The organism is Actinomadura sp. NPDC000600 (assembly GCF_040492135.1).
GTDB lineage: Bacteria > Actinomycetota > Actinomycetes > Streptosporangiales > Streptosporangiaceae > Spirillospora.
The window spans coordinates 1-13,751 of sequence record NZ_JBEUPD010000013.1 but is presented as its reverse complement, the minus strand read 5'-3'; the positions used below and the strand labels follow the sequence as shown (position 1 = coordinate 13,751).

The 13,751-nt window shown below is 73.6% G+C and carries 10 protein-coding genes; 6 read left to right on the top strand and 4 right to left on the bottom strand.

Features of this window, described 5'->3' with window-relative positions; translation table 11 throughout:
• Positions 1–27 precede the first annotated feature (27 nt).
• Positions 28–1,815: an NAD+ synthase gene (locus tag ABWI07_RS20030; protein ID WP_353819452.1), complete on the bottom strand. Its 1,788-nt coding sequence runs from the start codon at positions 1,813–1,815 to the stop codon at positions 28–30.
• 32 nt (positions 1,816–1,847) lie between these two features.
• Positions 1,848–3,107, bottom strand: a complete 1,260-nt coding sequence (locus ABWI07_RS20025) for an MDR family MFS transporter (protein ID WP_353819451.1) — start codon at positions 3,105–3,107, stop codon at positions 1,848–1,850.
• Between the two features lie 55 nt (positions 3,108–3,162).
• Between ABWI07_RS20025 and ABWI07_RS20020 the strand changes: the two genes are divergently transcribed.
• Positions 3,163–4,188 carry an ArsR/SmtB family transcription factor gene (locus ABWI07_RS20020; protein WP_353819450.1) on the top strand — a complete coding sequence of 342 codons (1,026 nt, stop codon included), beginning with the start codon at positions 3,163–3,165 and terminating at the stop codon, positions 4,186–4,188.
• Here ABWI07_RS20020 and ABWI07_RS20015 read toward each other — a convergent pair.
• Positions 4,128–5,147 (bottom strand): terpene synthase family protein, encoded by a 1,020-nt coding sequence (locus ABWI07_RS20015; RefSeq protein ID WP_353819449.1) that lies wholly within the window; start codon positions 5,145–5,147, stop codon positions 4,128–4,130. The genes ABWI07_RS20020 and ABWI07_RS20015 overlap by 61 nt on opposite strands.
• 172 nt (positions 5,148–5,319) lie before the next feature.
• Here ABWI07_RS20015 and ABWI07_RS20010 point away from each other — a divergent pair, with 172 nt between their 5' ends.
• From ABWI07_RS20010 to ABWI07_RS19990, 5 genes are all read left to right on the top strand, one after another.
• Positions 5,320–6,144, top strand: a complete 825-nt coding sequence (locus ABWI07_RS20010; RefSeq protein WP_200841682.1) for a transporter substrate-binding domain-containing protein — start codon at positions 5,320–5,322, stop codon at positions 6,142–6,144.
• Entirely contained in the window at positions 6,102–6,971 is an 870-nt protein-coding gene (locus tag ABWI07_RS20005; protein ID WP_235036561.1) for an amino acid ABC transporter permease, read from the top strand. Before ABWI07_RS20010 ends, ABWI07_RS20005 begins: the two co-directional genes overlap by 43 nt.
• Positions 6,968–7,795, top strand: coding sequence for an amino acid ABC transporter ATP-binding protein (locus ABWI07_RS20000; RefSeq protein WP_149257475.1), 828 nt, complete (start codon positions 6,968–6,970; stop codon positions 7,793–7,795). Before ABWI07_RS20005 ends, ABWI07_RS20000 begins: the two co-directional genes overlap by 4 nt.
• Positions 7,796–7,920: 125 nt before the next feature.
• The gene (gene glnA2 / locus ABWI07_RS19995) at positions 7,921–9,282 is read left to right on the top strand and encodes a gamma-glutamylpolyamine synthetase GlnA2 (RefSeq protein WP_149257474.1); all 1,362 of its coding nucleotides are present in this window, start codon (positions 7,921–7,923) and stop codon (positions 9,280–9,282) included.
• Between the two features lie 27 nt (positions 9,283–9,309).
• The gene (locus ABWI07_RS19990; RefSeq protein WP_353819448.1) at positions 9,310–12,363 is read left to right on the top strand and encodes a bifunctional [glutamine synthetase] adenylyltransferase/[glutamine synthetase]-adenylyl-L-tyrosine phosphorylase; all 3,054 of its coding nucleotides are present in this window, start codon (positions 9,310–9,312) and stop codon (positions 12,361–12,363) included.
• Between the two features lie 72 nt (positions 12,364–12,435).
• Here the strand turns inward: ABWI07_RS19990 and ABWI07_RS19985 are convergent, their stop codons facing one another.
• Positions 12,436–13,317, bottom strand: coding sequence for a phosphatase PAP2 family protein (locus tag ABWI07_RS19985; protein WP_235036560.1), 882 nt, complete (start codon positions 13,315–13,317; stop codon positions 12,436–12,438).
• Positions 13,318–13,751 lie beyond the last annotated feature (434 nt).

Genomic DNA, 13,751 nt, shown 5'->3' with positions numbered 1-13,751 from the left:
GGGGTTCCAGGGGGTCGCCCCCCTGGGCTAACACTTCTCCTTCCAGCGGTTGGTTATGGGGAGGCGGCGGTCGCGGCCGAAGTTCTTTGGGGTGATCTTGGGGCCGGGCGGGTACTGGCGGCGCTTGTACTCGGCGATGTCGACGAGGCGGATGGCGCGTTCGACCAGGGCGGGGTCGTGGCCGGCGGCGACGAGGGCGTCGCGGCCCATGTCGCGTTCGACGTAGTCGGTCAGGACCGGGTCGAGGAGGGCGTACTCGGGGAGGGTGTCGCGGTCGCGCTGGTCGGGCCGCAGCTCGGCGGACGGCTCCTTGACGATGATCGCTTCGGGGACGGGCTCCTGCTCGAAGGGGTGCAGGAGCGGCGAGTCCGCGCCCACCTGGGTGTTGCGCCAGCGGGCGAGCTCCCAGACGGTGAGCTTGAAGACGTCCTTGATGGGGCCGAAGCCGCCCGCGGAGTCGCCGTAGAGGGTGGAGTAGCCGGTCGCGAGCTCGCTCTTGTTGCCGCCGGTGAGGACGAGGTGGCCGTGCTCGTTGGACAGGGCCATCCAGACGTTGGCGCGGATGCGGGCCTGGAGGTTCTCCTCGGCGAGGCCGTGCAGGTCGAGCTGCTCCTCGAAGGCCTCGACCATTCCGGCGATGGGGACGATGCGCGAGTTGATCCCCTGCCGCTTCACGAGCTCCTCGGCGTCCACGACGGAGCCCTCGGAGGAGTAGCGGCTCGGCAGCAGGACGGCGTGCACGTTCTCCGGGCCGATGGCGTCGGAGGCGATGGTGGCGACGAGGGCGGAGTCGATGCCGCCGGACAGGCCGAGGACGACGGAGCGGAAGCCGTTCTTGCGGACGTAGTCGCGGGTGCCGAGGACGAGCGCCGCGTACACCTCGGCGAGGTCCTCCAGGGGCCGCGCGACCGTCGGCGCCTCCGCGGGGTAGGCGGGCAGCGGGTCGGCGGACAGGACGCGCCGCTCGATCGTGATCGTGGTGCCGTCCTGGGCGTCGACGCGGGTGGGGCCCTCGTCGGCGGCGGGGCCGGCCGCGGGCAGGTCGAGGTCGGCGACGAGGAGGTGCTCGACGAACTGGGGGGCGCGGGCCAGGGGGGAGCCGTCCGGGCCGACGATGACGGAGTCGCCGTCGAAGACGAGCTCGTCCTGGCCGCCGACCAGGTTGACGTACGCGAGCGCGCAGCCGGCCTCGCGGGCGCGGTCGGCGCACAGTTCGAGGCGGACGTCGTCCTTGTTGCGCTCGTAGGGGGAGGCGTTGACCGCCAGCAGCAGGCCGGCGCCGGTGGCCCGGGTGACGCCGACCGGGCCGCCGTCCTGCCAGAGGTCCTCGCAGATGACGGTGGCGACGTCGACGCCGTGCACCCGGACGACCGGCAGCCGGTCGCCGCGCGCGAAGATCCGGTACTCGTCGAACACGCCGTAGTTGGGCAGGTGGTGCTTGGCGGAGCGGACGACCACCCCGCCGCCGTGCAGCCATGCGGCGGCGTTCAGCGGAAGGGCGCCGGGCCGCCGGGCCTTGCCCTCGCCGACGGGCGGGCAGTCGAGGTAACCGGTGACGACGGGAAGGTCGCCGAGGCCCTCGTCGGCGAGCCGGCGGGCGAGGCGTTCGAGGACGTCGCGGGACGCCTCGACGAAGGACGTGCGGAGCGCGAGGTCCTCCACGGGATAGCCGGTCAGCATCATCTCCGGGAATGCGACGAGGTGCGCGCCCGCCTCGGCGGCGCGGCGCGTCCACGCCACGATCTGGTCGGCGTTGCCGTCGAGGTCGCCGACGGTCGAGTTCACCTGTGCGAGAGCGATCCTGAGTTGTGCCACGGTCCAAGGGTAGAACCCCGGACCCGGTTTCGTCACTTTGACGAAAAGTGGGCGTCGAGCACGGCGGCGTGCCGTCGCCGGATCGCGGGGCCGAGCGCGAGCTGCGCCGCGGCGGCCGCGAGGGCGAGACCCGCGCAGGTCAGCCACAGTGCGGGCCCTCCGCCGGCGCCGAGCAGCTGGGTGCCGCCGAGCGGCGCCAGCAGGAAGCCGCCCGACCACGCCATCCCGTACAGGCCGCCGTACCGGCCGCGCAGGGGCGCGGGCGCGAGGTCGGCGACCACGGCCTGCAGGACGGACGCGGCGGTGATCTCCCCCAGCGTCCACACCAGGATCGTCGCGGTGTAGGCGGCCACCGACGAGGCGAGCGAGGTGAGCCCGTAGCCGACCCCGACCATCGCGAAGCCGGCCACGAGGACAAGGGTGTGGTCGCGCCTGGCCAGCCACGCGTTCACCAGCGGCTGGACGATCACGATCAGCACGCCGTTCGCGGCGATCGCCAGGCCGTAGGACCGCGGGCCGAGCCCGTCCTCCTTCATGGCGAGCGGCATCGTCGTCATGCCCTGCATGAGCACGAACGTGTAGACGAGGGTGACCAGCACGTAGCCGACCATCACCCGGTCGCGCAGCACCCGGCCGAACCCGCCCGCCGGCCCCGCGTGGACGTCCCGGACGCGGGTCTCGGGGACCGCCCGCCACACGAGCAGCCCGAACGCCGCGCAGGTGAGGGCGTCGATCCAGAACAGCCAGAGGAAGCCCTCCTGCGCGAGCGTCCCGCCGAGCACCATGGCGACCGCCCAGCCGAGGTTGACCGCCCAGAACAGCAGCCCGAACGCGCGCGGGCGGTCGGCGGGGGAGACGATGTCGGCCACCATCGCCTGCGCGGCGGGCCGGTACATGTCCAGCAGCAGGCCGAGCACCAGCGCCGCCGCGAGGATCGCGGCGAGGCCCTGGGCGTAGCCGAGCGCGAGCATGGCCGCGCCGGTGCCGACGGTCGCGGACGTCAGCGTCACGCGGCGGCCGAAGCGGTCGGCGAGCGCGCCGCCCGCGAGCTGCCCGACGAGCGAGCCCGCGCCCAGGACGGCCATCGCCACACCGGCCTGGGCCAGCGACAGCCCGCGCACGGTCGTCAGGTAGAGGCCGAGGAACGGCTCGACCATGGTCCCGAGGCGGTTGAGCAGGGTGCCCGCCCACAGCACCCAGTAGGTCCGGGGGAAGCCGCCGACACGGGGGCGCAGGAACGCCGCGAACCTGCCGGGAGGGGGACCGACAGGAGTCTCTTCCAGAGTGGTCACTTTCACGATGGTGGGGGCCTCGCGCGCGCCGAGACATTTATTTAGTCTGTACTAAATGATCGAGTTCGTCCTCGCGCCGGACGACGTGGCGCGGGTCCGGTTCGCGTTCTCACCGCTGTGGGAGATGGTGCGCAGCGTGCGGGTGCTCGCCGATCCGTCCGGCCACGCGCTCCACCTGCCGTGGGTGCGCAGGGTCCGGCCCCGGCTGCGCGGGCTCGGCATCGAGCCGCTGCTGGAGGTCGTCTCGCCCGCCGGGTACATCCCCGACTTCCTCACCCCGCCCCCGGACACGCCGCTGCCCGACCTCGGCGCGGAGCTCGCGGCCGTGCGCGCCGCCCCGCCCGAGGTCGTCGCCGCGGAACTGACCTGGACCGGGCACGGCAGGCGGCTCGCTCCCGCCCGCCGCGCCATGGCCGCGGATCCCGCCCGCGCCCTGGAGACGCTCGCCGACCTCCTCGAACGGTACTGGGAGGCCGCCGTGGAGCCGTTCTGGCCGCGCATCCGCGACCTCCTGGAGGGGGACGTCCTGCGCCGCAGCGGCGCGCTCGCCGCCGAGGGCGCCGCGGGCGTGTTCGCCGACCTGCACGAGGCCGTCTCCTGGCGCGCCGGGACGCTCACCGTCGACCGCCCCTGGGACTTCCGCGGGGAGCTGGCCGGGCGCGGGATCCTGCTCGTCCCGAGCGCGTTCGTGTGGCCGCAGGTCTCGGTGATGGTGCCGCCCTACCAGCCGATGCTCAGCTACCCGCCGCGCGGCGTCGCGACGCTCTGGGAGACCGGGCCGGCGGACGGGCCGCGCGCCGGCGCCCTGGCCGCGCTCATGGGGCGCCGCCGGGCCGAACTGCTCGCGGCGCTCGCCACGCCCGCCTCCACCACCGACCTCGCGAGGCGGACAGGGGTGACCGCGGGCGCGGTCAGCCAGCACCTCGGCGTGCTGCGCGCCTGCGGCCTCGTCACCGGGCACCGCATGGGCCGCCGGGTCCTGTACGTCCGCACGCCGGCCGGGGACGCCCTCGCCGGCGCTCAGCGCAGCGACGCGAGCGCGTCCAGGCGCGGCGGCGCCGGGGAGGCGTCCGGCCCGTAGCGGCCGGACTCGGCGAGCCAGTCCATGTGCGCGCGCGGCGTGTCGAGCAGGACCTTGACGACCTGCGCGGCGGCGGCGCGCTGCGCGACCGTGAGGTCCAGCCGGTCGAGCATCGCGGGCAGGCTGCGCGCCGCCGACCACGCCTCCTCCAGCCGGTCCGCGATCCGGTCGGCCACCAGGGCGGCCGCGCGCGCCGCGTCCAGCCCGTGCTCCCCGGCGAGGACCGACGGCAGGTCGTGGACGTCGCCGCGCGCGGCCTCCATGTCGTGCGAGGCGAGGTCGTTGGCCCAGGCCACCGCGTCGGCGACGCCGTCGGCGAGGGTCTTCCACCGGGGCGTGCGCAGCAGCCGTGCGGGCAGCTCGACGCCGAGGACGGCCTCGATGAGGTCGAACAGGAACGGGCCGCACGCCCGGCGGCGCAGCGCCCGGTACTCCGCCTCGGTCGGGACGTGCCCGATCCGCCGGTTGACCGCCTCCTCGGCGCAGCCGTCCCGATGAGCCTCCAGATGCAGCATGAAGCGGCGGCGCCAGTCGCGGCTCATCCCCTTGGACGTGGCCTGCCACAGCTCCACCAGCACCGCCTCCAGCGGGCGGGCGCCGGGCCGGGCGTGGCCGCGCCGCATCGCGCGCAGCAGGTCGTCGTAGAGCGCATGGACGGCGCTGCCGCTGTCGGCGAGGGGCGGGTGGTCCAGCGTGTCGTCCAGGGCCAGCGTCCAGGTGAGCCAGCGGGCGAACAGGTCCACGGCGGCGAGGTCGGCGGACGGCAGGACGCGGGCGGCGAGCCGTTCGCAGCGGGCCCGGCCGAGCGGGGAGGTGTCCGGATCTCCGAGCACCAGTCCGCGGCCGCGGGCCCAGGCCTCGACCTGCGCGCACAGCTGCCACGACTCCGGGTGCATGGCCGACGGCGTGGCCAGGGCGGTCACCCGGTCGGTCATCGAGAGAAGAAGTGAGATGTCCACGACGCGACCCACGCTAACGATCAGTGCCGCGGCCGCCCATGATCGCCACGTCAATTTCCGGGAAACGGATATCCGGGGACGGTCACGGGCGAGTCAGCCCCCGCCCCTGCCGTCCACCCGGGCGGCCGTGCGATAGTGCCTTGATCAGAAGGCAGCATGATCAGGAGGAAACGTGTCGAGACGGACGACACTCCGGGCGCTCGGCGCGGGGCTCGCGGCCCTGGCGCTGACGGCGTCGGCGTGCGGCGGCGACAAGGGCGCGACGGTGCAGGGCGTGAAGCTCATCGAGAAGGGCGCGCTCACCTCGTGCACGCACCTGCCCTATCCGCCCTTCCAGTCGGAGGACAAGAAGTCGGGCAAGGTCGTCGGCTTCGACGTCGACCTCATCGACCTGGTCGCCAAGCGGCTCGGCGTCACCCAGAAGATCGTGGACACCCCGTTCGAGACGATGAAGACGGGCTCGGCGCTCAACGCCGGCAAGTGCGACATCCAGATGGGCGGCATGACGATCAAGCCCGACCGGGTGAAGTTCATGGACGTCTCCGCTCCCTACTTCGACGCCACCCAGTCGCTGATGGCGAAGAAGGGCAGCGGGATCACCTCGCTCGACGACGTCAAGGCCAAGAAGCTCAAGCTCGGCTCGCAGGCGAGCACCACCGGCGAGGACTTCGTCAAGGGCAAGGGCTTCGACCCGCGCTCGTTCGACAACTCCAACGCGGAGCTGAACGGCCTGCGCACCGGCCAGGTGGACGTGATCGTCCAGGACGACCCGGTCGTCAAGGGCTGGCTGAAGGACCCGGCGAACTCCGGCTTCGAGATCGCCGCGAACCTCAACACCGGCGAGCAGTACGGGTTCTGGATGCGCAAGGGCCACAACCCCGAACTGGTGAAGCTCACCAACCAGGTGATCGCGCAGGCGAAGTCGGACGGGACCTACAAGCGGATCTACGAGAAGTGGATCGGTCCAATGCCGCCGAGCGCCGGCGGCGGATCGTGACCGCCGAGCCGGCCGGGGCGGCGGCGCCGGGCGGGCTGACCCGCCGGCGCCGCCGGCAGCTCTCCCTGGGCGGCCAGTACGGGATCTTCATCGTCGTCATCGTGCTGGTCGCGGCGCTCGCCGACTGGGGCACCCTGCGGCTCAACTTCGCCAACTGGGACGTCGCGAAGAGCCTGTTCCCCGACATCATCACGATCGGGCTGCGCAACACCGCCGTCTACACCGCGGTGGGGTTCGGCCTCGGCCTCGGCGGCGGGCTGGTCGTCGCGCTGATGCGGCTGTCGTCGGTGCCGCCGTACCGGTGGTTCGCCACCGGCTACATCGAGGTCTTCCGCGGCCTGCCGCTCCTGCTGATCTTCATCTTCGTGGGCGTCGGCGTGCCGCTGGCCTTCCCCGGCACCAACATCCCCGGCGGCGCCGCGGGGCAGGCGGGCCTGGCCCTCGGCCTCGCCGCCACCGCGTACATGGCCGAGACGATCCGGGCCGGGATCGAGGCCGTCCCGAAGGGGCAGCTGGAGGCGGCGCGGTCGCTCGGCATGTCGCACACCCGCGCGATGCGCTCGATCGTCATCCCGCAGGCGTTCCGGATCATCATCCCGCCGCTGACCAACGAGCTGGTGCTGCTCTGCAAGGACTCCTCGCTGGTGCTGTTCCTCGGCATCACGCTCGAACAGCGGGAGCTCACGAAGTTCGGCCGCGACCTCGCGGGCGAGCAGGGCAACACCACCCCGATCATCGTGGCCGGGATCTGCTATCTGCTCATCACGATCCCGCTGAGCCTGCTGGCCCGGCGGCTGGAGGCGCGGCAGCGCAGGGGGCGGCGATGACGAGCCTCGGCAAGGACACCGGGAACCCGGCGGCCATCGAGATCAGCGGTCTGCACAAGTCGTTCGGGGCGAACGAGGTGCTGCGCGGCATCGACTTCCGCGTCGAGGCGGGGGAGGTCGTCTGCGTGATCGGCCCCTCCGGGTCGGGCAAGTCGACGCTGCTGCGGTGCGTCAACCTGCTGGAGGAGCCCTCCGCCGGGACGGTCCGGGTCGGCGGCGCCGAGGTCACCGACCCCGAGGTCGACATCGACGCCGTCCGCCGCCGGATCGGCATGGTCTTCCAGTCGTTCAACCTGTTCCCGCACCTCACCGCGCTCGGCAACGTCGTGATCGCCCAGCGGAAGGTGCTGCGGCGGGGCCGGGCGGAGGCCGAGCGGACCGCCCGGGAGAACCTGGAACGGGTCGGGCTGGCGGACAAGGTCGACGCCTACCCGGCGCAGCTGTCCGGCGGCCAGCAGCAGCGCGTGGCGATCGCCCGCGCGCTCGCGATGGGCCCCGAGGTGATGCTGTTCGACGAGCCGACGTCCGCGCTCGACCCCGAACTGGTCGGGGACGTCCTCGGCGTCATGCGCGGGCTCGCGGAGGCGGGGATGACGATGCTCGTCGTCACCCACGAGATGAGCTTCGCCCGGGAGGTGGCCGACCGGGTGGTGTTCATGGACGGCGGGGTGGTCGTGGAGGAGGGCCCGCCCGCCCGGGTGATCGGCGATCCGGAGCACGAGCGGACGAGGACCTTCCTTTCGCGCGTCCTCGACCCGGCCGCCGCGCGGATCGAGGACGGTCCCGGGTCGGATATGTTCCGATCACCGGCCGCGGACGCGTAACGTCGCGGTAACAGCGGCCGGGCATACTGCAGATGTAGCCGGACCGGCTCAGCACGGCCGGCATGCCGGGCCCGCGTCGTCGACACCGCAGTCCCGCCGACAGGGCAGTACCGAGGGAGAGGGCATTGGACCGTCAGCAGGAGTTCGTGCTCCGCACTCTTGAGGAGCGCGACATCCGCTTCATCCGGCTGTGGTTCACCGACGTGCTCGGGTTCCTGAAGTCGGTGGCCGTCGCCCCCGCCGAACTGGAGGGCGCCTTCGGCGAGGGCATCGGCTTCGACGGCTCGGCGATCGAGGGCTTCGCCCGGGTGTACGAGGCCGACATGATCGCCAAGCCGGACCCGTCCACCTTCCAGGTGCTGCCCTGGCGGTCGGAGTCGCCGGGCGTGGGCCGCATGTTCTGCGACATCCTCATGCCGGACGGGACGCCGAGCTTCGCCGACCCCCGCTACGTCCTCAAGCGGGCGCTGGCGCGGGCCGCCGACCTCGGGTTCACCTTCTACACCCACCCCGAGATCGAGTTCTTCCTGCTCAACGACAAGCCGGAGGACGGCCGCGAGCCCGAGCCGGCGGACTCGGGCGGCTACTTCGACCACACCCCGCACAGCGCCGCGCACGACTTCCGGCGCAACGCCATCACGATGCTCGAGGCGATGGGCATCTCGGTGGAGTACAGCCACCATGAGGGCGCCCCCGGCCAGCAGGAGATCGACCTCCGGTACGCCGACGCGCTCACCACCGCCGACAACATCATGACGTTCCGGCTCGTCATGAAGGAGGTCGCGCTGGAGCAGGGCGTGCACGCCTCGTTCATGCCGAAGCCGTTCACCGAGTACCCCGGCTCGGGCATGCACACCCACATGTCGCTGTTCGAGGGCGACCGCAACGCCTTCTACGAGCCCGGCGCGGAGTACAAGCTCTCCAAGGCGGGGCGGGCGTTCATCGCCGGGCTGCTGCGGCACTCCGCGGAGATCACCGCCGTGTGCAACCAGTGGGTCAACTCCTACAAGCGGCTGTGGGGCAACGTCGGCTCGACGGCGGGCCTCGGGGGAGAGGCCCCCTCCTACATCTGCTGGGGGCACAACAACCGGTCCGCCCTGATCCGCGTCCCCATGTACAAGCCGCACAAGGGCCACTCGACCCGCATCGAGTTCCGGTCGCTGGACACGGCCGCGAACCCCTACCTGGCGTTCGCGGCGATCCTCGGGGCCGGGCTCAAGGGGATCGAGGAGGGCTACGAGCTGCCGCCGGGCGCCGAGGACGACGTCTGGGCCCTCACCGTGGCCGAGCGGCGCGCCCTCGGCATCGAGCCGCTGCCGCAGAACCTGGACGAGGCCATCCACGCGATGGAGCGCAGCGAGCTGATGGCCGACGTCCTCGGCGAGCACGTCTTCGACTTCTTCCTGCGCAACAAGCGCCAGGAGTGGGAGGACTACCGCCGCCAGGTGACCGAATTCGAGCGGAAGCGGCTGCTGGCCGTCCTCTGAGGCCCGTACCGGATTACGGTTGGTCCTGTGACCGAGTCCTGGACTTCCGACCGCCGTCCCTCGCTCGCCGGACGCCTGGCGCGGCTCGGCTTCACCCACGCGGCGCGGGCGGAGCGGCTGCTCGCGGAGGCCGAGCGGGACGGCTCGGGGCCCGATGACCGCCTGCTCGACGCGCTCGGCGGCACCGCCGATCCCGACCTCGCCCTCGACGGGCTGCTGCGCCTGCTCCCCGCCGCCGGCGGCGAGCTGCGCGCGGCGCTCGCCGCCGAGCCGGGGACGCGGGAGCGGCTGACCGCCGTCCTCGGGGTGAGCGCGGCGCTCGGCGACCACCTGGCGCGGCACCCGGACCACTGGCGGGTGCTGCGCGACGGCTTCGCGGGCCCGCTCGGCACCCCCCGCGACGACCTGCTCGCCGCCGTCGGCGCCGACCCGTCCGCCGAGGAGCCGGTGGCCCGCGGCGAGGACGCGCTCGTCGGGCTCCGCGTCGCCTACCGGCGCCGCCTTCTCGCGCTGGCCGGACGCGACCTGATCGGCCTGGCCGACGTCGCCGAGGTCGCCGCCGAGCTGGCCGACCTCGCCGCCGCCGCGCTGGAGGCCGGCCTCGCGATCGCCCGCGCCGAGGTCCCCGGGCACGAGGCGTGCCGGCTCGCCGTGATCGGCATGGGCAAGTGCGGGGGCCGCGAGCTGAACTACGTCAGCGACGTCGACGTGGTCTTCGTGGCGGAAGCGCGGGGCGCCGGCGAGACCGGTGAGGGGCAGGACGAGGACGCCGCGCTGCGCACCGCGACCCGGCTCGCGTCGGCGATGATGCGGGCCTGCTCGGCCTCGACCGAGGAGGGCTCGCTCTGGGAGGTGGACGCGGCGCTGCGCCCGGAGGGCAGGTCCGGGCCGCTCGTGCGGACCCTCGCCAGCCACCGCGCCTACTACGAGCGGTGGGCCAAGACGTGGGAGTTCCAGGCGCTGCTGAAGGCCCGTCCCGTCGCGGGCGACGCCGGCCTCGGCGCCCGCTACCTCGACATGATCACCCCGATCGTGTGGAAGGCGGCCGAGGGGGAGAGCTTCGTCGAGGACGTCCAGGCCATGCGGCGCCGCGTCGAGGCCGACCTGAACCAGCGCACCGCCGACTCCGAGCGGCAGCTCAAGCTCGGGCCGGGCGGGCTGCGCGACGTCGAGTTCGCGGTGCAGCTGCTCCAGCTCGTCCACGGCCGCGCCGACGAGAAGCTCCGCAGCCCGACCACGCTGGACGCCCTCGCCGACCTGTCCCAGGGCGGCTACGTCGCGCGCGACGACGCGGCGGCGCTGGCGTCGGCGTACCGGTTCCTGCGGCGCGTGGAGCATCTCGTCCAGCTGCACCGGCTGCGCCGCACCCACCTCGTCCCGGACGACGAGGGCGGCCTGCGCCGCCTCGGCCGCGCCCTCGGGCTGCGCACCGACCCGGTCGGGGAGTTCACCGCGCTGTGGCGGCGGCACGCCCGGGAGGTCCGCCGCATCCACGAGAAGCTGTTCTACCGGCCGCTGCTGCGGGCGGTGGCCCGGCTGCCGGGGGAGGAGTCCCGGCTCACCCCGGAGGCGGCCCGCGTCCGGCTGGAGGCGCTCGGGTACGCCGACCCGGCGGGCGCGCTCCGGCACATCGAGGCGCTGACCGCGGGCGTGTCGCGGCGGGCCGCGATCCAGCGGACGCTGCTGCCGGTCATGCTCGGCTGGTTCGCCGACGCGCCCGACCCCGACGCGGGGCTGCTCGGGTTCCGGCAGGTCAGCGACGCCCTCGGCACCACGCCCTGGTACCTGCGGCTGCTGCGCGACGAGGTGACCGTCGCCGAGCGGATGGCGTGGGTGCTCGGCTCCAGCCGCTACGCCACCGACCTGCTGCTGCGCGCCCCCGAGGCGGTCGCCCTGCTCGGCAGCGACACCGGCCTGGAGCCGCGCCCCTGCGAGGCGCTGCGCGCGGAGGCGCTCGCCGCCGTCCGCCGCCACAACGAGGGGCCGCGCGGGGCCGCCGCGCCGGAGGCGCGGGTGAGCGGCGGCGCCGAGGAGGCGGTCGGGGTGGTGCGGGCGCTGCGGCGCCGCGAGCTCTTCCGCGTGGCCGTCGCCGACCTGCTCGGCCTGGTGGACGTCCGCGCGGTGGGCGAGGCGCTGACCGGCATCGCCTCCGTCACCGTCGAGGCCGCGCTCCAGGCCGCGATCAACAAGATCGAGATGGAGTCCCGCGGCCCGCTGCCGACCCGGATGGCGGTCGTCGCGATGGGCCGCTTCGGCGGCCACGAACTCGGCTACGGCAGCGACGCCGACGTGATGTTCGTGCACGACCCGCTGCCCGGCGCGGACGAGGGCGCCGCCGGGCGCGCCGCGCACGCCGTCGCCGAGGAGCTGCGGCGCCTGCTCGCGCTGCCCGCCCCCGACCCGCCGCTGGTGGTCGACCCGAACCTGCGCCCCGAGGGCCGCCAGGGGCCGCTCGTGCGCACCCTCGCGTCCTACGCCGCCTACTACGCCCGCTGGTCGGAGCCCTGGGAGGCGCAGGCGCTGCTGCGCGCCGACCCGATGATCGGCGATCCGGAGCTGTGCGAGCGGTTCCGCGCGCTGATCGACCCCGTCCGCTGGCCCGAGGACGGGATCGGCGAGGACGCCGTCCGGCAGATCCGGCGGCTGAAGGCGCGGATGGAGTCCGAGCGGCTCCCGCGCGGCGTCGAGCGGCGCCTGCACACCAAGCTCGGGCCGGGCGGGCTCGCCGACGTGGAGTGGGTCGCGCAGCTGCTCCAGCTCCGGTACGCCCACGAGGTCCCGACGCTGCGCACCACCCGCACCCTGGACGCGCTGGACGCCGCGGTCGAGGCCGGCCTACTGAGCGCCGAGGACGCCGAGGTCCTGTCGGAGGCGTGGTGCATGGCCACCCGGATCCGGGGGGCGCTCATGCTGGTGCGGGGCCGGGCGTCGGACCTGCTCCCCACCGACCACCGCCGCGAGCGCAGCGCCGTCGCCCGCGTCCTCGACTATCCCGGGACGGGCGACCTCCTGGAGGACTACCGGCGGCACGCCCGCCGCGCCCGCGCCGTCGTCGACCGCGTCTTCTACGGCGCCGACTGAGCCCCCGGCCCGCGGGACCGGGCGGCGCGTAGTCCCCGGGATGTACGCGGTGGGTCCGGAGTCGTACGCCCGTCAGGGGCGGGTGGCGCCGCCGGTGGCGGCGGAGCCGGCCCCGGAGCCGCCCGTGCGCCGCCCGGTCCACTGGTGGAGCCGGTGCGCGACGTGGGTCCTCGCGATGATGAGCGGCGCGGGGCAGCGGGTGTACAGGATCCACGACACCCACAGCGCGCCGCCGATGAGCGCCATGCCCGCCACCGCGTCCAGCACGTAGTGGTTCGCGGTGGAGAGGATCACGACCACGGTGGTGGCGGGGTAGAGCACGCCGAGGAGCTTGGCCCACGTCTGCGTCGCCAGCTTGACCAGGACGAGCCCGCACCACAGCGACCAGCCGGCGTGCATGGACGGCATGGCCGCGTACTGGTTGGTCAGGCTCCCGGACGCGTCGCTGGCGTACAGGCCGAGCGAGTGCAGCGCGGTCACCGGGTCGACGAAGCCCTCGCTGTGCAGGAACCTCGGCGGCGCCAGCGGGTACAGCCAGAAGCCGATCAGCGCCACGCCGGTGGCGACCATGATCGACGTGCGGAGCCACCGGTAGTGCTGCGGCCGGTAGCGGTACAGCCAGACCACGACGGCGAGCGTCACGATGAAGTGCATCGTGGCGTAGAAGACGTTGGCGGTCCGCGCCAGCCAGGGCACGGTCAGCAGCGTCTGGTTGAGGTGCAGCTCGAAGTCCAGCCCCAGGTAGCGCTCCACGCGCAGGATCTCGTCGGCGTGCGCGAACGCCGGCCCGGTGCCGTCCTGAACCAGGACGATGCGCGTCAGCGTATAGCCGGTGTAGAAGAGGACGACCAGCAGGAGCTCGCGCCAGACAGGGGGCGCGGTGAGGATGCGGCGCCGCATTCCGGTGGCGCCGGCCTCGCTTCTGCGGGCCGCTGGGGGGGCGGGTTGAGCCATGGTACCTATCTTTGCCGCACGGCCCCCGAATGAGATCACCGCGACGAATGGTCTTCATCTCAGACTTGAGTAGTACGACCCTGATGCGGTATCCGGACTTTCGGGGGAGGGCCTCAGGGACGCCGGGGGGACCCCGCCGCTCCTCCTCCCACCGGACCCGTTGGAGCCGACCAGGAGTCAGCATAGAGGGCCCTGGGTAGATCCCGATCGCTTCACACGATGCGAACGGGAGGACGAATGGCCAGGTATCGGGGGACATCCGGCGTGATGCCGGTGGGCGGTGCGGCCCTGGCCGTCTTAGTGCTGCTCTCCCTCTCGGCGGGGGCGGGCCGCCCCCGCACGGCGCTCGGCGAGTCGCGCACCGCGCTCGGCGAGCCCCGCGCGGCGACCGGCACCCCGCCGGCGGCCGCCGGCGCGCAGGCGGCCGCCGTCCC